We start from the raw sequence: 20,084 nt of genomic DNA, 5'->3' as shown, positions 1-20,084 counted from the left end.
TCGAAAGACTCCCTCAATCGTCGGCGAATCCTAGGCAGCCTGTCTTAAGGAAAGGTTGTTCAGGCGCCGGACAGGCTTTCGCGTTTTTCCTCGATTTCCAGCCATTCCATTTCGATCATGTCGAGTTCATCCCGCGCAGCGCCTATCCGGGCCGATGCCTTCGCAAACGCATCCGGGTCGCGCGTATACAGCTCCGGGTCGCCCATCTTGGCTTCGAGGGTCTTGATCTCCGCCTGCAGTTTCGGGATCAGCGCGTTGATCTCTTTCTGGCGATGCTCGTCCTTGTAGGAGAGCTTCTTCTGCGGCTTCGGACGCGCGGTTTCAGTTTTGGCCTTCTCGGATTTCTGGGTGGTCTCGTCCTGCTGGCGGAAATGCTTCAGCTGATCCTGCGCATCGGTCCAGCCGCCGGCAGTGACGACCCACTTACCGTCGCCCACAGGGCAGAGGCAACTCGTCACCGTGGCATCCAGAAAGGCCCTGTCGTGGCTGACCAGGATCAGCGTGCCGTCATAGGAGAGCAGCATGTCCTCCAGCAATTCCAGCGTTTGCATGTCGAGATCATTGGTCGGTTCGTCCATCACCATCAGATTGGATGATTTGGCGAGGCCAATGGCGAGCGCGAGCCGATTGCGCTCACCGCCTGAGAGAGCGCCGACGGGCTGACGCAACTGTTCCGGTTTGAACAGGAAGTCCTTGGCATAGGCGGCGACATGGCGCTGGTTGCCCTGCACCATGATGGAGTCACCGCCCGCCGGTGCGAGCGCTTCCCAGACAGTGTCTTTCGGGTTCAGCGTGTCGCGCGTCTGGTCCTGATAGGTAACTTCCAGCGTCTTGGACTGGCGTACACTGCCCGCATCCGGTTCGATTTCACCCAACAGCAGGCGTACCAGTGTTGTCTTGCCTGCGCCGTTCGGGCCGATGATGCCGATCCGGTCGCCCCGCAGGATGCGCAGGGAAAGGTCTTCGGCAATCACGAGCGGGCCGTTTGGCGTGTCGAAGGTCTTCGACAGACCCTTGGCCTCGATCACCTTCTTGCTCATTGAGTCACCGCTGGAGACTGACAGGTCGGCCGTATTCTTGCGGTCCTGTAGCGCGCCACGCATTTCGGCATGCTGCACGCGCATCTGTTTCAGCCGGGCGAGGCGGCCCTGGTTGCGCTTGCGGCGTCCGGTCACGCCGCGCGCCAGCCAATGATGCTCATCTTTCAGCTGTGTCGTCATGCGGCGAAGCTGGCGTTCCTCTTCCTGCTCGACCTGTTCGGCCCATTCATCGAACTTGGAATAGCCTTCCGGGCTTTTCAGTACCTTGCCCTGACGCAGCCAGAGTGTGTTGGTCGAGACATTCTCCAGGAAGCGTCGGTCGTGGCTGACCAACAAGACGACGCCATTGAAACCTTTGAGGCGACGCTCCAGTGTTTCGATCATGGGCACATCGAGATGGTTGGTCGGTTCGTCCAGCAACAGGACATCAGGCTCGCGCGCGAATGCTTTAGCAAGGGCCGCGCGGCGCTGTTGTCCTCCCGACAGGGTGGTTGGGTCTGCCGCGCCATCGACGCCGAATTCCATCAGCTCCGCTTCGGCCATGTAGCTGGCCTCTAGGCCTTCCGATACATAGTCCAGAACCGTCTCGTATCCGGCCAGACTCGGTTCCTGGGAAACGATGGCATAGGTGATGCCAGGCTGACGCCAGACGTCTCCGCTGTCGGATTCGACACTTTCGGAGATGATTTTCATCAATGTCGACTTGCCGGCGCCATTTCGCCCGACCAACGCGACTCGTTCACCCTTGGATAGGGAGAAGCTAACCCCCGTAAACAGGGGCTTGCCGCCAAAGGTGAGGCGAAGGTCGTTCAGGGTGATCAATGGGGGCTGTGCCATAGGCGCGATGTAGCGTGTGCTACAGGTTCGCGCTAGGGGGCGCATGCGGTGTCTGGGTGCACGGGCCCGCAGGATTTTGGACCAGAACCGACGCCCGAAAACTTCACTGGTGAAGTTTGACCAAAGGCCCCGTTCATTCCGGAATGCGCGTTCTGCGCATGCAAAATTCTACCTTCCGTATGCGATGCGGAATAAGAAATGCAGTCGATTGCAGTAAATCCGGTCGGCGTTCAGGTGGCGTTCATTGCGAAACTTTCATCTGTGTCCGCGTTGCCTCAGCACCGGCGTCTTAATCGTCAGGCTGACGGGTGACAAAGTGTTGGGGGGACACATGACAAAACAATCGTTCCCCCGGCTTTATCTTGGTGCGCGTTAATTCGAGAACGAATTATGCGTGTGAATAGGGGACAAATCATGTCAAAGAAAACTCTCATCGCCTCCGTTGCTGTTGCCACGCTTGTAGGCGCCGCATCTGCGGCTGAATCCAGCGATTATCCGCCGGCATCCGATCCGGGTACATGCTATGCGCGGGTTTTGATTCCTGAGCAGATCAATGTTCAGACGGAACAAGTTGTTGACCGCCCGGAAAGCACCGAAATCAAGCTGGTTCCTGCAACTTATGAGACCGTGACCGAGCAGGTTCTGGTCAAGGAAGAAACAAAGAACATCCGCGTTATCCCGGCGACATACGAGACTGTCACCGAGCAGGTGCTTGTGGCACCTGAGCGCATCGAAACGACCGTCGTTCCGGCAGAATATGAGACCTATACAGAGCAGGTTCTCATCCGCGAAGCCTACACGACCTGGAAGCCTGGCAATGGCTTGTACGGTCGTGCGACGGACGCATCGGCGTCATCCAATGGAGTTTCCACGGGAGAATTGCTGTGCCGTGTCGAAGTGCCAGCCGAGTACGAAACCGTGACGCGCACACGTCTCCTTTCGCCAGAGCGCACGGAAACCCGCACCATTCCGGCCACCTACGAAACCGTGACCAAGGAAGTCGTGGTTGAAGAAGCACAAGTGGTCGAAGAGATCGTGCCGGCTGTCTACAATACTGTGACTGTCGAGAAACTGGTCACGCCAGCCAGCGAGGAAACCCTCGTTGTTCCAGCCACATACAAGACGATCGACAAGCGCGTCGTCAGCGGCGGTGGCGCTCTGGAGTGGCGTGAAGTCCTCTGTGATACCAACGCGACCTCGTCCAAGATCCGCAGCGTTCAGCAGGCGCTCTCCGATGCGGGCTATTCGAACCCGGTCGATGGCGAATTCGGCCCGGCCACGCTTACCGCAATGGAATCCTACCAGCGGTCCAACAATTTGCCGGTTGGCTACCTGACCATCTCTACGGTCGAGTCGCTGGGTCTGACCAAGAACTAGGCCCCTGACCCCGGCGACTTGCCCCGCGCGTCTTCGGACGTGCGGGGTTTTTCATGCACCAAGCCGTGCAAGGTCGTCTTCATCCAGCACGCGCCACTCGCCTTCCGGAAGACCGCCAAGCTCCAGCGCGCCAAAGCTGGCGCGGTGTAGGGCCTCTACGTGATTGCCTGCGGCAGCAAACATGCGGCGGACCTGATGGTATCGGCCTTCCGTAATGGTCAGGCGCGCCGAGCGCTCGCCGGTGACTTCGAGACGCGCTGGCAATAGAGGTTTCTCTTCACCTCGCAACATTAGCGTGCCGCTGGCAAACAGCTCTGCCTCATGACCCTCCAGCGGGCGCGCCAGAGATGCCTCATAGGTTTTCTCGGTTGCTGATTTTGGTGAGATCAGTTTGTGAAGCAGTTTACCATCATCCGTGAACAGCAAAAGTCCTGTCGTATCTGCATCCAGTCGCCCGATCGTTGAGAGGGGCGGGCTGCGTTGGAGGAAGCGTGATGGCAGCAATTCATAGACCAGTCGGCCCTGGTCGGCCCGCGAGCAGGTAAAGCCCGCTGGCTTGTTCATGATCAACACCATGCCGGGCGCCGGGTCGAGCGGTTCGTCGTCGAAGCGAAGATCATCGCCTGCGCCGGTTAGGCGGCCTGCGCGGATCGCGGCCTCCACTTCCTTGCGGCTGCCATAGCCCAGGTTCGCCAAATACTTTGCAAGCTGACGATCAGGTTTCATCGCTTCCGCTTTGGTTTTTCCGCACGAAGAATCTTGTAGCCGCCTGAGTCTTCCAGCATTTCGAACGTCTTGAAGCATTCGCCAAGAACTTCTTCATATGGCAGGTGACGATTGGCAACCAGCCAGAGTTGCCCGCTGCCACGGAGCGCCTTTGCGGCAGAACGTATGAAATCCTGACCCAGCGATGCGGCATCGGCGCGACCAACATGGAAAGGTGGGTTCATCACGACGAAATCGTACAGCGTGCTGCCACCTTCTTTTGTCGCATCTGCCCATTTCATGTCCCAGTTTTCAAAGCCGGATAGAGTTTGCGCAATACAGGGCAGGGCGCGATGTTCAGCTTCCAGCAGGGTCATGTGTTCGACATGGCGGCAATGCTGGAGGATCTCGCGGGACAAGAATCCCTGGCCTGCGCCAAAATCTGCGCCGCGCCCGCGAATGTTTTCCGGTAAGCTGTCTGCAAGCAGTTCAGACCCTGCATCGATCCGGTTCCAGGAGAACAGGCCAGGGCGGCTCCACACACCAGCTTCCATTTCCTGTGGTGCATCGCGCGCGATCCACTCTTCCATCAGGTTGGTATTTATCTGTGAGCTGTTCTTGACGGTCCAGAAGGCGCGGCACTTGTTCTTTGAAAGCGCCTCTGTCTCGCCGGCGATCTCGCGCAGCAGTTTCTCGATCGTCTTGGAGCCGAGCGTGTTGGGCAGGCAGGCGAGGATCACGCCGCCCTCCGGCGCGTCGCGCAGGGCGCGGGCGAATAGGGCGCGCGTTTCATCCTTCTGGCGAGGTGGCAGGAGCAGGGTCAGCTGTGTGGCCGGGAAGGTCTCGGTCTCGGGCGGCAGGACATCAAACCCGGCAGCCTTCAGTGCCTCATGATCCGGCTTGAAACTGTTCTGGCAGACAAGGCGCTCTTTCGGGAGGCGTGCAAGATGCGGCGACAGCTCTGCGCGCAGGAACAGGATCGGCCCCTCATCGGGCAAGGTTACGGCCCCGTCATCAAGGGCCAGCATCAGGGTTTCATAGACAGCAGTATCAAACATGCGCGGTCTTTAATGGGTTTGTCCGGCGCGGGAAAGTCCCGGCCATCATACCGCATCTATTGGCGGATGATCCGCACGCCGTTGCTGGTTCCGCTGCGCGAGCTTGACGCTGTACCAAACGCCTGCGCCATGCCGCGATAGAAGGTCACGCGTTCTTCGGCGGCTTCGCTCATTTCAATGCCCGCTTCTGCGCCAAGCAGGGGCTCTGGCGGCATACCCGCATGGGCGATTTCCATGATGTCCGACCAGAGATCGGCTGGCAGGCCGCCCCCGGAAACCTTTGCCATGGGACTGTCATCATCATTGCCGACCCAAACGCCCCCGACATATGCGTTGGTGAATCCGATGAACCAGGCATCGCGCCAGTCCTGGCTGGTGCCGGTCTTGCCGGCGACCATCCAGTTGCCAAACCGCGCACGGCGGCCGGTTCCGAACCTGGCATTGACGACGCGGGCGAGCATGCCGTTCATTTCCTTGGCAAGCTCATGATCATAGACCCGGTCCCGATTATAATCGGGACGCGTGTAGAGCACATCGCCGCGCGAATTTTCGATCTTCTCGATCAGCCACGGATCCATGCGCAGCCCGCCCGACTGGAACGTGCCAAATGCGCGGGTGATTTCCCACAATGAAACTTCCTGGCTGCCCAGCGCAATGGAGGGGAACGGCTGCAGCGGCGTCGTGATGCCAAAGCGACGTGCAATATTGATGACGCTTTCTTCGCTGGCTTCCTGCGTCAGTTCAGCGGCAATCGTATTGGTTGAGCGCGCCATGGCCTCGCTCAATGTCATGGGCCCCAGGAAGCCGCCGCCATAGTTTTCGGGTTGCCATTTGCCAATGGCGAGCGGGGCATCCTCGAATACGTCATAGGGTGAATAACCATTCTCCAGCGCCGCGGCATAGACAAAGGGCTTGAAACTGGAGCCCGGCTGACGCTTGGCCTGCGTCACACGGTTGAATTCTGACTCGGTGAAGTCGCGCCCTCCGACCAGCGCCACAACGCGACCATCGCGGTCGATGACGAGGGCAGAGGCCTGGCTCGCTTTTGCGTCCTTGCCATCTTTCTCCATGCGCGCGTCCAGCTTTGCGCGTATCTTGTCCTGCATCTCGATATCGAGCGACAGGGTCACCACCATATCACCCGGCGGCCGCGGCAGCATAAGCTTCACCCGGTCGGCAACCGTGTCCATCACATAGCCAAGTTGGGGATCATAGGCGGGCGCGTCGATGATGGTGATGTCTGTCTCAATGGCGTCGGTCACTTCATCGGCCGTGATGAAGCCAAGATCGGCCATTTGTTCCAGAACATAGAGCTGGCGTGACTTGGCGCCTTCCAGGTTCTCCCGCAAATTCAGTTTTGACGGCGCCTTGGGCAGCGCAGCCAGAATGGCAGCTTCCGGTATGGACAAGTCTTCCGGCGGCTTGCCGAAATAATAGCGTGAGGCCGCGTCGATCCCATAAAGGCCGGCGCCGAAATAGACCCGGTTCAGATAGAGCGTGAGAATTTCGTCCTTGCCGAGCTTCTTTTCGAGTTCGCGCGCCAGTTTCATTTCCTGCGCCTTGCGGGACATGGTCTGACGGCTGTCCAGAACAAGGTTCTTGATGAGCTGTTGGGTGATCGTGGACGCACCGGACACGGTCTCCCCGGCGCGCATGTTCGACCAGGCTGCACGTGCGATGGCGGCGTCGTCTGCCCCATCATGCTCGTAGAAGCGCTTGTCTTCGGCGGCGATGAAGGCTTGCGGCACGTGCGGGGGCAGGCGGTTAATATCAGTCGCGCGGCCATAGCGCGGCCCACGCACGTCCAGTGTGTTGCCATCGCGGTCAACGAATTCGATCGCGGCTTCACGCTTGGCGTCCCACAGCTCAGCGACCGGCGGCAGGCTCGGCATGTCAAAATAAAGCGAACGCCATTTCCAGAAGGCCCACCCAGCGCCAATCAGCATCACGACAAGGATGAACAGCATCAGGTAACGGCCAGCACGTGTGCCGAGAAAGCCAAAGCGTGACCGCGGCACCTTAATCGCCTGCGATCCGCCCGTCTTGGCCGCCTTTTTGGGCGTTTTGCGTGGTGTCTTCGCCATGTTTTCCAGATACCTGAATTCGGGTTTCCAGCAAGCTAAATGCCGAAGGAATTGGGCGAGGTGAAGGCACCGCCTGCAGCACGCGCCCTGCCGCGAGGTCACGCCTTACAATAGGGGCTATTCCTGAGTGATATGAGATCAACAAGCTGGTTCAATGAAGTCAGCAAGATCAGGGCTAGACAAAAAGGCCCGGCACTCCGGAGGAAATCATGCCCACATCGCCCGCCACGCCCGCAGAACATTTTGACGTGCTGATCATTGGCGCAGGGATTTCGGGCGTCGGCGCAGCATGGCACATGCAACACCAGAGCCCGGACAAGAGTTTCTGCGTGCTTGAAGCCCAGGGCGGCTTCGGTGGTACATGGCGCACGCATACCTATCCCGGTATCCGCTCAGACAGTGACCTCTATACGTTCGGCTACCGTTTCAAGCCGTGGACCGGTGCGCCCATCGCGGCGGCGCAAGAGATCATGACGTATATGGGCGAAGTGATCGAGGAGAACGGTCTGGATCGCCACATCCGGTATAATCACCGGATCATCGGTGCCGACTGGTCATCCCGTGACAAGCTCTGGACGGTAACCGCCAAGCGCGAAGATACGGGCGACACGCAGACTTTCACCGCAAACTTTCTCTGGATGTGCCAAGGCTACTACAATCATCAGAAGGGCTACACGCCCGAATGGGACGGCATGGAGGACTTCCGGGGGCAGATCATCCACCCCCAGACCTGGCCAGAAGATGTCGATCTCAAAGGCAAGAAAGTTATCTGCATCGGTTCCGGCGCCACGGCAGCGACAATCGTGCCTGCCATCGCCGAGGATTGCGAACATGTCACGCTATTGCAGCGCTCGCCGACCTATTTCACGCCCGGCCGCAATGTGAATGAGCTGGCGGATGCCCTGCGCGAGCAAAATGTTGATCCGGCATGGATCCACCAGATCATCCGCCGCCGGGTCCTGTTTGATCAGACGAAGTTCATGAACCTGGCAGAGGAACAGCCGGATCTTGTGCGAGCCGAGTTGCTCAAGGGTGTGCGCGAATTCCTTGGGCCTCACTACCCGATCGATCCGCACTTCACGCCACACTATCGCCCGTGGCAACAGCGCATCGCCTTTGTGCCCGATGGGGACCTGTTCCAGGGCATCGCAAGTGGCAAGGCCAGCGTCGTCACCGATCATATCGATCACTTCACTGAAAAGGGCATCCTGCTGAAATCGGGCGAAGAGCTTGAGGCTGACATCATCATCACGGCGACGGGCTTCAACCTGTCGGTCTTGGGAGACATCCCGTTTTCCAAAGATGGAGCGCCCATCGACTTCAGCCAGACGGTTACCTATCGCGGAATGATGTTCACCGGCGTGCCCAACATGGCATGGGTGTTTGGCTATTTCCGCGCCAGCTGGACGTTGCGTGTAGATATTATGGGGGATTTTATCAGCCGCATGCTGAAGCATATGGATGATATCGGTGCAAAGGAAGTGCGTGTTGAATTGCGCGAGGAAGACAAGAGGATGGATATCCTGCCCTGGATGGATACGGACAATTTCAATCCTGGCTACATGATGCGATCACTTCACTTGATGCCCAAACGTGGCGCGCATGACATCTGGCAACACTCGCAGGATTACTGGCGCGAGAAAGACGAGATGCCGCTCATAGATCTGGACGGCGAGGAGTTTGTCTATGATGGGATTGCGGCGCGCGCCAAATCGAAAGATAATGCGCTCGTTTGAATTCCATCTGGCCAAGCCGGTCGTCCCCGTCTAGCGTTGCCTTCCACACAAAGGGAGGGACGCATCATGCGCCGAACACTGATTACGGCCACACTGTTTGCCGCCGCCGGACTGGTCGCGCAGGCTCAGGACGCCAAGCCCACAATGGGGCTCGAAACCGCTGGCACGATTGTTACGGCGTGTATCGATCATGCCGAAGCCAATGCGCAGGCGGTGGCGATCGCGGTCTATGACCAACACGGCAATTTGCGGGCCTTTGCGCGCATGGATGATGCATCCGCAGGCGTGTCCGACATTGCCATGTGGAAAGGTAAGTCAGCTGGCAAATACGGCTATGCCACGGCCATGACCGCAGAGTGGGGCATTGGCCCGGGAGACGTGGCCAATTGGCGTGGCGGACTGCCGATCCACCTGGAAGGCGGCGAGTTGATCGGTGGCGTCGGCGTTTCCGGTGCGCCGTCCGTGTTCGATGAAGAATGTGGCAATGTCGGCATAGCTGCGGCCGGCCTCCCAATGGCAGACATCATGGAAGTGGACGCCGAGGACTAGGGACAGCCAATGGCATGGGCCAGAATGTTTCGGTGCACTTCGCTCGTGCCGGAATAGATCGTCGCGGCGCGCGTGGAGAGATATTTCGCCTGCGCGAACTGGCTGTTCGGTGACAGGTCGAGCCCGACTTTGGTGATGGCCTGATGCAATTCCGTCGCGAGCAGTTTCAGGACCGACGATGTCGCCGCGGCGCTGATGGGTATCTCGCCGTCGGCGGCGCGCGCCTCAAGGGCTTCGAAGGCATCAACTCTCATGGCCAGTTCCAGCAACTGCTGTGATGACGCGTTTCCAGCCACCCCACGCGCTGCTGCTCGCAATGCCCGTCTCAGCAGGCCGGTCGTTGTGTTGTTGGAGCGGGCAATCGCCATCAAGGCTTTTGCTGCCGGCCAGCCCTCATCGATCTCGCCCACCCGATCAGCGACTGGAGTGCGGACATCGTCGAAGAAAACTTCATTTGTCTCTTGTTCGCCGCTAATGAACTCGATCGGACGTATACGGATTCCGGGTCGATGCATTTCTACCAGCAGGAAGACAAGTCCGTCACGGCCCGTGCTGCCCGGCCTGGATCGTGCCAGCAGGAACATGTGGGTGGCGTATTGGGCAAAGCTCGTCCAGACCTTGGTGCCGTTCAACACAAATTCGTCACCGTCACGGGTCGCACGCAGGGCAAGCGCGCTCAAGTCTGACCCGGCCTGGGGCTCAGAAAAGCCTTGGCACCATTCGTGCTCGCCATTCAGGATGGCGGACAGGTAGTGCGCTTTCTGTTCGTCTGAGCCTTCGGCAATGATCAGCGGACCAATCGTGCGTACACCGGAATTCATAACAATGGGCGCATCGCGGGCCGCTGAGGCATTTTCGAAATAGAGCCGTTGTTCGGCGCTCCAGCCTGCGCCGCCATATTCAACAGGCCATGAGGGAGCAAACCAGCCCCGCGCGTTTAGCCGCTTGCGCCAAGCCTCGCAGGCCCAGCGCGGCGATTTCAGCCCGGTGGTTTCCCGACCGGCGGCACGCAGTTCCTCGGTCAGTTCAGCGTCGAGAAATGCATCCACCTCGGCGCGGAAGGCGGCGTCGGCTTGACCTTCCACAAGGTCGGGAGCTGGAAAATTTCCGTCCATGTCGCTCTCCTGTGTTTCGAGCGGATGGCCAGTGTCTGGGGCAGCGGCGCAGGCCGCAATCAGGGGAAATACGGGGTGCGGCACGTGCGCCGCCATTGAATGAACCTTGTAGGGCCCGGTGTTCCCCGGCTAGGACTGGACAAAAGGGAGCGCGACATGGGTATCAGGACAACACTATTGGCATCATCAATTCTCGGCCTGCTGGCGGTCGGCTGTGCGAAGCCGGTGGCTGAGACGGCGCCCGTCGTCGCGGCCACGCCAGAAGTTGTGTCCACCGCCGCGCCGTTACCAGCCTTGACCGGGACAGAAGCGTTCAAAGTGTTCGTTTCGGGAACCGAGATCGGCCACCTGAATGTCGACCATTCCGGCGGTGTGACCAAGGTGGACTTTGAGTACCGTAACAATGGTCGCGGCCCGACCCTTCTCGAGACGGTAACGCTGGACTCGTCCGGCCTGCCGATGGACTGGGATATCACCGGCGCGACGACGTTTGGGAACAAGGTAGAGGAGTCCTTCTCACAGGATGGCCTTGAGGCGAGGTGGACAGATGCGACCGGCAGCGATTCCCGCACGCTTGATTCGGCGACGCTCTACGTGTCCCAGAATGCCAGCCCTTACGCCCTGTGGCTTTATGCCCGGGTCCTGATGGCGGATGCCGATCAATCCGTTGGGGTTTTGCCTGGCGGTACACTTCAGCTCGAAAAGATGGAGGACCTGACCGTCGCCGGGCCGGAAGGAGATGTGGCGATCAGCGCCTATGCGCTATCCGGGATCGAGTTGAACCCGACTTACATTCTGATGGATTCGAGTGATGGGTTTGTGGGCGTTATTTCGCCGCGCTTTGCCATCTTGCGGGACGGTCTGGAAGCGCATGATGAAATGCTGCGCGCCCGGTCGGTCGAGTATTCCGCCAAGCGGTTTGAGAATATCCAGGCTGAAACGGCGCACAATTACGACGCGCCCGTCCGCATCGCGGATGTCCGCGTGTTCGACCCGGAGACACTGGCCGTGACGGATTCGGTCTCGGTCATATTCGAAGGCAATCGGATCCGGTCGATCGACGCCCCGGATACGCGCTTAGAAGGCGAAGTGCTAATTGATGGCGATGGCGGCACGCTGGTGGCGGGCCTTTATGAAATGCACGGGCATCTCGGTCAGAATAGCGCGCTGCTCAACATCGCTGCGGGGGTGACGTCCGTCCGGGACATGGGCAACAACAACGACGTGCTCAGTGAGCTGAATGAAAATATTCAGTCCGGGCGTCTCGCCGGTCCGCGTATCATCCGCAGCGGGTTCATCGAAGGAAAGAGCCCGTTCAGCTCCAACAATGGCACACTCGTATCGAGTGAGGAGGAGGCGCTCGAAGCCGTTCGCGAGTATGGCGGTGGAGAATTCCATCAGATCAAGATCTACAATTCCATGAAAGGCGAATGGGTGCCGGCCATGGTCGCAGAAGCGCGCCGCCTCGGCTTGAAAGTGGCCGGGCATGTGCCGGCCTTCTCCAATGCCGACCAGATGATTGCTGCAGGCTATGACGAGATGACCCATATCAATCAGGTCATGCTGGGCTGGGTGCTGGACGAGGGTGAAGACACGCGCACCTTGCTGCGCCTGACCGCGTTGAAGCGTCTCCCATCCCTGGAGATCAGTGATCCAAAGGTACAGGCAACGATCAATGCCATGGCGGAGCATGAAACCGCGATTGATCCGACCCTCGCCATCCATGAAGCTCTGCTCAGGTCTCGCAATGGCCAGCTCCGGGCGGGTGTGGTCGACTATATCGATCACATGCCGGTTGGCGTGCAGCGTTCGGCCAAGACAGCATGGGCCGATATTTCCTCTCCCGAGGATGACGCGGCCTACTGGCAGGCCTTCGACAAGATCATCGAAACGGTCACCGCGATGCATGAGGCGGGCATCCTGCTCGTTCCGGGAACGGATATGGGCGGATCCTTCGTCTATCACCGCGAACTTGAGCTTTATCAGCAGGTCGGCATGACAGCGCCTGAGATCCTCGCCTGGGCCAGCCATGGTATGGCCGAATATGTGGGACAGTCGGACGAGCTTGGGTCTATCGCGCCCGGCAAGCTGGCCGATTTCTTTCTTGTTCCAGGTGACCCAACAGCGGACCTGAAAGCGATCAAGACCATCTCCATGGTTGTGAAGGATGGCACGGTCTATTTCCCGAGCGAAATATATCCTTCATTCGGAATCGAGCCCTTCGCAGCGGCGCCGACTTTGACCGAGTAGGCGGGGGATTCCGCCTTGCGCAGATGCGCGGCTCAGGCTTGGTTGACAGTAGCAGTGGAGGTTTCTACAGGCGCGATCGGAACACACTTTTCTGCATCGGGTTAGCCTGAAGACGGCTCGCCCTCCCTGAAATCCCAGCACGCCCTGGAGGCTGGAATGTTCAAGTCTATCTCCGCCATCGCTGCCCTGCTGTTTGCTGCTGCCATCCTCTATGCCGGCAATGGCTTGCAGAGCACACTCCTGTCTGTGCGCGGCGACCTGGAAGGCTTCCCGACCGCAATCATCGGTCTTCTGGCCTCAGCCTATTATGCCGGCTTCATCCTCGGTTGCCGCTTCGTGCCTGGCATGATCAAAGGCGTAGGGCATATCCGGGCCTTTGTGGCACTCGCCTCGATCGCGTCGTCCAGTGCGCTGGCGCATATCCTGTTCGTCGATGCCACGCCATGGGCCGTTTTGCGCTTCATTACAGGCTTCAGCTTTGCGGGGCTGACCATGGTGCTGGAAAGCTGGATCAATGAGCGCGCGACGAACGAGAACCGCGGCAAGGTGCTGTCAGTCTATCGCATTGTCGATCTTGGCGCCGTGACCATCGGCAACGGCCTGCTCGCGATTGCCCCGCCTTCGGGCTTCCAGCTGTTCGTTCTGGTTTCCATCCTGATCTCCATCGCGCTCGTCCCGGTGGCGCTGACGCGCTCGGATTCGCCTGCACCGCTGGAGACGGCGAAGCTCGACATTGTTCAGCTTTATCGCGTCTCGCCCGTCGGCGCCGTCGGTGCAGCTGCCGCCGGACTCGCCAATGCCGCTTTCTGGGGCATGGCACCGGTCTATGTGCAGGAAATTGGGTATGGCTCGGCCATGATCGCAGCCTTCATGAGTGCCGCGATCATCGGAGCAGGCTTGTTCCAGTTCCCCATGGGCTCGCTCTCTGACAAGGTAGACCGGCGTTTCGTGATCGTGGGCAGCTCGCTGCTCGGCGCAGGGGCTTCGGCATTGTTGGCAAGCTTTGCTGGCCTGTCCCAAAACGCCTTGCTTGGCTTCAGCTTCCTGTTTGGCGCTTTCATCATACCCGTCTTCGGCATTTGCGCTGCGCATGCCAATGACCATTCCGCGCTCGGCAAGGCCGTCGCCACGAGTGGCGGCCTGCTCCTGCTCTATGGGGTTGGATCGGTGATCGGCGCTCTGGTCGGCGCTCTCGTGATGAGCGCATTTCATCCGGCCGCACTGTTCTGGTATATCTCGGGTGTCTATCTCGTTTTGGCCGTGTTCAGTCTTCTGCGCATAGGCATCAACCGCCCAAGCATCGTCGGCAAGAAAACTCGCTTCATTCCGATGGCAAAAAGCCCGCTAACGCGCGTCTATCGTAAGCGTGCGAAGCCCCAGCCCAAAGCCTAGGCCAGCCCCGGCCGCCACGCATCGCGCAGATGAACGGGCAGGCGACTCGGCGCGATGGCAATGATGTCGTATCGCCAGCCATGGTCTGAATAGCGGGGATGCTTGGCCATCCAATGGTCGGCCGCGCGGGAAATTCGATTCCAGGCATGAAGTGTCACGGCGCCGAGCGCTGCGTTTGCTCGCCGACGTGCCTTTACTTCGACAAAAGCAACTATGCCGGATTTCTCCGCAATCAGATCAATCTCGCCAACCGGCGTGCGCACGCGTTGCGCGAGGATGCGATAGCCCTTGAGGCGGAGGTACAAGGCGGCAAGTGTCTCGCCCGCGCGGCCACGTTTTTCGGCAGCCGTGCGCTTGGCGCTGGGGGCGCGCCCTTCAGCCATCGGCTTTCAGCTGCAGCGCCCGCTGGTAAACGTCGCGCTTCGGCAGACCCAGCGCTTCGGCCACGGCATTGGCTGCGGCCTTGGTCGGCTGGCCATCCAGTGCGTCGCGCAGGGCCGCATCGAGGCGTTGGGGCGTGACTTCATGTTCGCCCGGCGGGCCGACCAGCAATACAATTTCGCCACGTGGCGGGCCGGACTCGGCATAATGCGTGGCCAAATCAGCAAGCGTGCCTCGGCGGGTTTCCTCGAACATCTTGGTCAATTCCCGCGTCACCGCCGCGTCACGGTCCCCCAGCACAGAGGCAAGGTCTGCAAGCGCATCGGCAAGGCGCGGCCCACTCTCATAGAAGATCAGCGTTCCCGGCACGGCTTTCAGCGCTTCGGCGGCTGATTTGCGCGCACCGGATTTTGGCGGCAGGAAGCCTGCGAAAAGGAATTTGTCACTTGGCAGGCCGCTGGCGACCAATCCCGCCAGCATGGCCGAGGCGCCCGGAATGGGGATGACCTTTACGCCAGCCTCCAGCGCCTCGTGCGCCAGTTTCCAGCCCGGATCGGAAACAAGCGGCGTGCCAGCGTCGGAAATCAGCGCGATCTTCGCGCCGCCTTGAAGTGCCCGTATCAGGCCCGGTCTCCGTTCCGCCCCATTGTGGTCATGATAGGGGCTGAGGCGAGCCTTAAGGCCATAGGCAGACATCAGCTTTCCAGCGACGCGTGTGTCCTCTGCCAGCACTTCATCGGCAGCGGTCAGCACGTCCAGCGCGCGCAGGGTGATGTCGCGTAGATTACCGATCGGGGTGGAAACCACATACAGGCCCGGATCCAGAGATACAGCCGGTTGCCCCTTGGGGAGACCGCGCCTAGAGTCGCCAGCGGCGGGAATCGCCCCGGAGTCAGAAGGATCAGGAGATGACATTGCTTCAACCATTGCTCAGGAAGCTTCCCGCGCCAAGTCTTCTGTTGGCATCGCTGCTTCTGGCCACCGCCTGTGCCACAGCGCCTGCTCGCCAGCCAGTGCCCATTGGCACCGGACAGCCCCGCGAGGAGCCTGTTACGGGCGTGCCGCGCGACTTGGGCGACATACCGGGCGAAGAAATCGAAATTGGCGACATGGAAGATTTGGGCGACGCAACGCGCGGCCGAGGCGACCGTGGCTTGACCCCACCCTTCATGCAGGGACGTGAGATCAAGCGGGCCGCCGTGCTGCTGCCCTTTTCTCATCCGAACGCCAATGTCCGCGCCGAGGCGGAAAGCATGTTGGCAGGGATCGAACTTGCCCTGTTTGAATATGCCGACAAGGATTTCCTGATTATCCCGAAGGATACCGCCGGCAAGACCTCCGTGGCCGAGGCCCGCACGGACGAAGCCTTTGAAGACAAGGTAGATGTAATCCTTGGCCCGCTCTTTGGCGCAAACGTGAAAACCGTGCGGGAAATGGCGCGCGAGGAAGATATTCCCGTCATTGCCTTCTCCAATGACCGGTCTGCGGCTGGAGGCGGAGCCTATCTCGCTTCCATCTCGCCGGACGAGGAAGTCCGCCGCGTCATGGAATATGTGGCCGCGCGCGGCGTGGACACGTTTGTTTTCCTTGGCCCACGTTCGGATTACGGGCGTCAGGTTGAGGCCGCGATGCGGTTTGAAGCCTCCCGGCTTGGCGCCGTCATGGCCGCCTCAGCCTTCTATGGCGAGGATAGTGGAGCAGGCGCCGAAGCGCGCCAGATCGCCAGCGTTCTCAAATCCGAACTGGCCGGCCGTCCCGGCCGCGTGGCTGTGATGATCCCTGAACGAGGCGTCAAATTGCTCTCGGTAGCACCGTTGCTGCCTTACAACGGCGTCGATATGCGCCAAGTGAAGCTGATCGGCACCTCTTATTGGGACGATTCCAGCATCTGGCGCGAACCGACCCTGCGCGGCGGCTATTATGCTGCCACAGACCCCGGCAACAAGAGCGCCTTCACCGAAGCCTATCGTCGGATCTATGGCCGCGCGCCAACCGATCTGGCTGCACTGGCCTATGATGCAGCCGCATTGACCGTTCGCCTCGCCGCAGATGACAGTCTGACCTATGGCGGCGTGACCGATCCGGACGGCTTTTTCGGAGTAAATGGCCTGTTCCGCTTCCGCATTGACGGCACGTCCGAGCGCGGCTTGGCGGTCATGCAGATCCAGCCCGGTGGCCCTGAACTCGTCGAAGGGGGCGTTCAGTCCTTCCCCACTGGCCAGACCGGCCCAAGCTGAGCCTGATCATTACGTGGCGCGACCTGTGACATTCCCTTGCACCGGCCGGTCACGTCCCCCACATGTGCGGCTGATCGGAGACAATTCTGGAAGACGATAGCCATTCCATGAGCAAGCGCGACTATTACGAGATTTTGGGCGTATCCAAGGATGCGGACGAGAAGCAACTCAAGTCCGCCTACCGCAAGCTGGCGATGAAGTATCATCCGGACCAGAATGCCGGGAATCCTGAAGCCGAAGAGAAATTCAAGGAAGTGGGCGAAGCCTATGCGGTCCTGAGCGATGCTCAGAAGCGTGGTGCCTATGACCGGTTTGGCCATGCCGCCTTTGAAAATGGCGGTGGGGGCGGGGGCAACCCGTTCGGCCAGGGCGGCAATCCGGACGATATCTTCTCTGACCTGTTCAGCCAGGTTTTCGGCGCAGGTGGCTTTGGCGGTGGACGTCGCCGTGGCGGGCCACAGCGCGGTGCAGATTTGCGCTATGATCTGGAAATCACTCTGGCTGAAGCGTGGGCCGGCAAGGAAGAAACCATTCACGTGCCCCAGGCCGTGCCATGTACAGGCTGTGACGGCTCCGGCGCAGCGCCCGGCACCAAGCCGGAAACCTGCGAGACCTGTGACGGCCATGGCCGCGTGCGCGCCCAGCAAGGCTTCTTCACGATGGAGCGCACCTGTGTGCGGTGTTCCGGCAAGGGAAAGATCATCAAGAAGCCCTGTAAGGAATGTGGCGGCGCAGGGCAGGTTCGCGAGGAGCGCAAGCTCCAGGTGAAAATCCCGGCTGGCGTCGAAAGCGGTATGCGCATCCGCCTGTCCGGCGAAGGTGAGCCTGGCGATCAGGGCGGGCCGAGCGGCGACCTCTACATCTTCGTCGATGTCGTCGAGCATGACATCTTCGAACGCGACGGCCCGAACCTCTATTGCCGCGCGCCCGTGCCGATGGCGACGGCTGCACTTGGCGGCGAAATCGAAATCCCGACCATTGATGGCGGCCGTGCCCGCGTCGTGGTGCCGGAAGGCGCCCAGACCGGCCGCAAACTGCGTCTGCGTGGCAAGGGCATGCCCTCGGTGCGCCAGTCAGGCCATACCGGCGACCTGTTCGTGGAAATGTTCGTGGAAACCCCGCGCAACATGACCGCCCGCCAGAAAGAACTGCTGCGCGAATTCTGCGACTGCACCGGCGCCGATTGCCACCCGGAAAGCGAAGGCTTCCTCGGCCGTATCAAACGCTTCTGGAGCGGCGACGCCGACGAGCACCGCCCGAATTAGCGGCAGCCTTCCGCCCAGTTCAGCACCGTGTCGATCAGCGCATCTCGTGACCACGAGAACGAATGATCGCCCGACAGGATTGCACTGGTTGCATCGACACCCGGCTCTGCTTCGTAGGCCGCGATCAGCGGCTTGATGATGGCGTCCAACGGCACGGCTTCATCCTTGTCTGCTCCAACAATCAGCACCGACCGGCCGGCATAATTTGGCGCATAAGTGAGAGCATCAAAAGCCTCGCGATTGTCGATCAGTTCGCTGACCATGCTCGTGCCATCTGTTCCCGCCAGCATCTGCAGGGAATCGCCATAGGCGATAAAGCCCGCTTTCCTGTCCGGATCTGCCGCGAGAACATTCGCCACGACACCGAAATTCGCAGGAGCCAGCCCAGCGGTGCAGGCAATGGTTTCATCCTTCGCGCCCGCGGCGAGGGCTGCGAAGCCGCCCATGGAGTGCCCGATCAGGATCAGCTTGTCCGGATGGGTGCGATAGGTCTCCGCATTGGCTCGCAGGAAGGCCGTCGCGGCGGCCACATCTTCGATCACATGCGTGAATGAGAATGTTCCCTCGCTGCCCCATGCGCCGCGATAGTGAAAGAACAAGACGTTGAAGCCGTCCGCGCGCAGGTCCTGCGCCAAGTCGAGATTTTTCTCGTTGCCGGGAAACCCATGCAGCAACAGAACGGTGGGATGGGGGCCGGAGCCTTCAGCGACATAAATCAACCCGTTGAGCCGCCTCCCATGGCTCTGAAAATTCAGCTCGTTCAGTGCTGGCGGAAACTCGGTATCGTATGTCGGCGAAGTTTCAGTTGCCTCTTTCAGATTGGTGCAGCCAGGCATGAGCGCGAGCGCTGCGGCGATCAGAAACAAATTTCTCATAGTGTTCTCCCCTCCAACTACCCTATCTGAAACCTGCCTCAGCCCAAACATGCTGGCGCGGGAACCGTCTCGACAGATGGATCGTTGATCCGGGTATTCACCTGAGAGACACGCCATGCCCTTCAGTTCAGACCCGGAGACACTCTCCCGCGAAGGCGTGACGGCAGAGGCCATTGGCCTTGTCCGGTCAGACCCATCCAAGCCCGGCTGGACGCGGCGGCGGTGCGGCACAGGGTTTACCTACAAGGACGACAGGGGCCAGACCCTGAAGGGTACGCGGGCCGAACGATGCCGCGCGCTGGTCCTGCCGCCGGCCTGGGACGAGATATGGATCTGTCCCCATCCACGCGGTCACATCCAGGCCACCGGACGCGACGAAGCGGGGCGACTGCAGTATCGCTATCACCCCACATGGTCGGCCGCGCGCAACTCGGCCAAGTTTGACGACCTGATCGCCTTTGGACATGCCTTGCCTGAACTGCGCCGCCGCGTGCGTCATGATCTCACTTATTCGGATTGTCCGCGCGCGTTGCGCCTCGCCGCCATTGTCCGCCTGCTGGACCGGGGCGCGCTGCGCATCGGCCGGTCGGGCCGCAAGACTTATGGTGCGGTCAGCCTGCGCAAGTCGCATGTCCAGATCGATGGCCACAAGATCATTTGCGCCTACAAGGGCAAGGGCGGCACGCCTCGCCGCGTCATTGTGAAAGATAAATTGTTGGCGAAGACCCTGGATGGTCTGATGGCCGAGCGCGGCGCATTCCTCTTCCGATCGCGCAAGGTCCGGCCCGCGGCGCAAGATGTAAACGCATACATCCAGGAAACACTGGGCCTGTCCTTTACCGCCAAGGATTTCAGGACATGGAAGGGCAGCGTTGCCGCGGTCGATGCCCTGACCAAGGCAGAGGACATCACCATCAAGGCGATCACCCAGGCCGCGGCCAACGTACTCGGCAATACACCTGCAATCGCCAAATCGTCCTATATCCATCCCGTTCTGCTTGATCTGGCCCGCGATAAATGCCGCCCGGATCAGGTTTGCGACGAGGCAGAGTCTCTTGCCGGGGAAGACCTGTTGCTCGCCGTGTTGGAGGCCGTGCAGCCCTTGGCCTGACAAAGGCTGCGCGCTGCAATTGCCCTGATGGGACAAGCCTCTATGGTGACGGCGAAGGCGGCTGGAGCAGGG

16 protein-coding genes are annotated in these 20,084 nt (G+C 60.2%); 8 read left to right on the top strand and 8 right to left on the bottom strand.

The features are described 5' to 3' along the window. Positions 1-59: 59 nt before the first annotated feature. Positions 60-1,886: an ABC-F family ATP-binding cassette domain-containing protein gene (locus CFA77_RS13040; protein WP_366524095.1), complete on the bottom strand. Its 1,827-nt coding sequence runs from the start codon at positions 1,884-1,886 to the stop codon at positions 60-62. 405 nt (positions 1,887-2,291) lie between these two features. Here CFA77_RS13040 and CFA77_RS13035 point away from each other — a divergent pair, with 405 nt between their 5' ends. After that, complete coding sequence (locus CFA77_RS13035) at positions 2,292-3,254, top strand: peptidoglycan-binding protein (RefSeq protein WP_206991070.1); 963 nt, start codon at positions 2,292-2,294, stop codon at positions 3,252-3,254. A gap of 51 nt (positions 3,255-3,305) precedes the next feature. On the opposite strand, the gene CFA77_RS13030 is transcribed toward CFA77_RS13035, so the two are convergent. The 3 genes from CFA77_RS13030 to CFA77_RS13020 are packed head-to-tail and all read right to left on the bottom strand — an operon-like array spanning position 3,306 to position 7,101. Continuing rightward, positions 3,306-3,980: a pseudouridine synthase gene (locus tag CFA77_RS13030; RefSeq protein ID WP_206991069.1), complete on the bottom strand. Its 675-nt coding sequence runs from the start codon at positions 3,978-3,980 to the stop codon at positions 3,306-3,308. After that, positions 3,977-5,017, bottom strand: a complete 1,041-nt coding sequence (locus tag CFA77_RS13025; protein WP_206991068.1) for a class I SAM-dependent methyltransferase — start codon at positions 5,015-5,017, stop codon at positions 3,977-3,979. Before CFA77_RS13025 ends, CFA77_RS13030 begins: the two co-directional genes overlap by 4 nt. 56 nt (positions 5,018-5,073) lie before the next feature. Beyond that, positions 5,074-7,101: a transglycosylase domain-containing protein gene (locus tag CFA77_RS13020; protein WP_206991067.1), complete on the bottom strand. Its 2,028-nt coding sequence runs from the start codon at positions 7,099-7,101 to the stop codon at positions 5,074-5,076. A 209-nt stretch (positions 7,102-7,310) separates the two neighbouring features. Between CFA77_RS13020 and CFA77_RS13015 the strand changes: the two genes are divergently transcribed. Further along, complete coding sequence (locus CFA77_RS13015; protein ID WP_206991066.1) at positions 7,311-8,837, top strand: NAD(P)/FAD-dependent oxidoreductase; 1,527 nt, start codon at positions 7,311-7,313, stop codon at positions 8,835-8,837. Between the two features lie 66 nt (positions 8,838-8,903). Then, entirely contained in the window at positions 8,904-9,386 is a 483-nt protein-coding gene (locus CFA77_RS13010) for a heme-binding protein (protein ID WP_206991065.1), read from the top strand. On the opposite strand, the gene CFA77_RS13005 is transcribed toward CFA77_RS13010, so the two are convergent. Beyond that, positions 9,383-10,501, bottom strand: coding sequence for an acyl-CoA dehydrogenase family protein (locus CFA77_RS13005; RefSeq protein WP_242517361.1), 1,119 nt, complete (start codon positions 10,499-10,501; stop codon positions 9,383-9,385). The two genes, CFA77_RS13010 and CFA77_RS13005, sit on opposite strands and share 4 nt — an antisense overlap. A 156-nt stretch (positions 10,502-10,657) precedes the next feature. Between CFA77_RS13005 and CFA77_RS13000 the strand changes: the two genes are divergently transcribed. Together CFA77_RS13000 and CFA77_RS12995 are read left to right on the top strand one after the other, a co-directional pair. Next, a complete protein-coding gene (locus tag CFA77_RS13000; protein WP_206991063.1) occupies positions 10,658-12,751 on the top strand; it encodes an amidohydrolase family protein in 2,094 nt (697 codons plus the stop codon). A 156-nt stretch (positions 12,752-12,907) separates the two neighbouring features. Beyond that, positions 12,908-14,143 (top strand): MFS transporter, encoded by a 1,236-nt coding sequence (locus tag CFA77_RS12995; protein WP_206991062.1) that lies wholly within the window; start codon positions 12,908-12,910, stop codon positions 14,141-14,143. Here the strand turns inward: CFA77_RS12995 and CFA77_RS12990 are convergent. Together CFA77_RS12990 and rsmI are read right to left on the bottom strand one after the other, a co-directional pair. Next, positions 14,140-14,526, bottom strand: a complete 387-nt coding sequence (locus CFA77_RS12990) for a YraN family protein (RefSeq protein WP_206991061.1) — start codon at positions 14,524-14,526, stop codon at positions 14,140-14,142. The genes CFA77_RS12995 and CFA77_RS12990 overlap by 4 nt on opposite strands. Then, positions 14,519-15,331 (bottom strand): 16S rRNA (cytidine(1402)-2'-O)-methyltransferase, encoded by an 813-nt coding sequence (rsmI, locus tag CFA77_RS12985; RefSeq protein WP_242517360.1) that lies wholly within the window; start codon positions 15,329-15,331, stop codon positions 14,519-14,521. The genes CFA77_RS12990 and rsmI overlap by 8 nt, the downstream gene beginning before the upstream one ends. 101 nt (positions 15,332-15,432) lie before the next feature. Between rsmI and CFA77_RS12980 the strand changes: the two genes are divergently transcribed. Together CFA77_RS12980 and dnaJ are read left to right on the top strand one after the other, a co-directional pair. Further along, positions 15,433-16,761, top strand: coding sequence for a penicillin-binding protein activator (locus CFA77_RS12980; RefSeq protein WP_206991059.1), 1,329 nt, complete (start codon positions 15,433-15,435; stop codon positions 16,759-16,761). A gap of 107 nt (positions 16,762-16,868) precedes the next feature. Then, positions 16,869-18,026, top strand: a complete 1,158-nt coding sequence (gene dnaJ, locus CFA77_RS12975) for a molecular chaperone DnaJ (RefSeq protein ID WP_206991058.1) — start codon at positions 16,869-16,871, stop codon at positions 18,024-18,026. Here dnaJ and CFA77_RS12970 read toward each other — a convergent pair. Beyond that, positions 18,023-18,901 (bottom strand): S9 family peptidase, encoded by an 879-nt coding sequence (locus CFA77_RS12970; protein WP_206991057.1) that lies wholly within the window; start codon positions 18,899-18,901, stop codon positions 18,023-18,025. The two genes, dnaJ and CFA77_RS12970, sit on opposite strands and share 4 nt — an antisense overlap. 115 nt (positions 18,902-19,016) lie before the next feature. Here CFA77_RS12970 and CFA77_RS12965 point away from each other — a divergent pair, with 115 nt between their 5' ends. After that, entirely contained in the window at positions 19,017-20,012 is a 996-nt protein-coding gene (locus tag CFA77_RS12965; protein ID WP_206991056.1) for a DNA topoisomerase IB, read from the top strand. Positions 20,013-20,084 lie beyond the last annotated feature (72 nt).

The sequence above is a fragment of the Hyphomonas sp. KY3 genome, from assembly GCF_017309975.1.
GTDB lineage: Bacteria > Pseudomonadota > Alphaproteobacteria > Caulobacterales > Hyphomonadaceae > Hyphomonas.
Note: the sequence above shows the minus strand (reverse complement) of the source record. Positions and strands in the feature narration are given on the sequence as shown.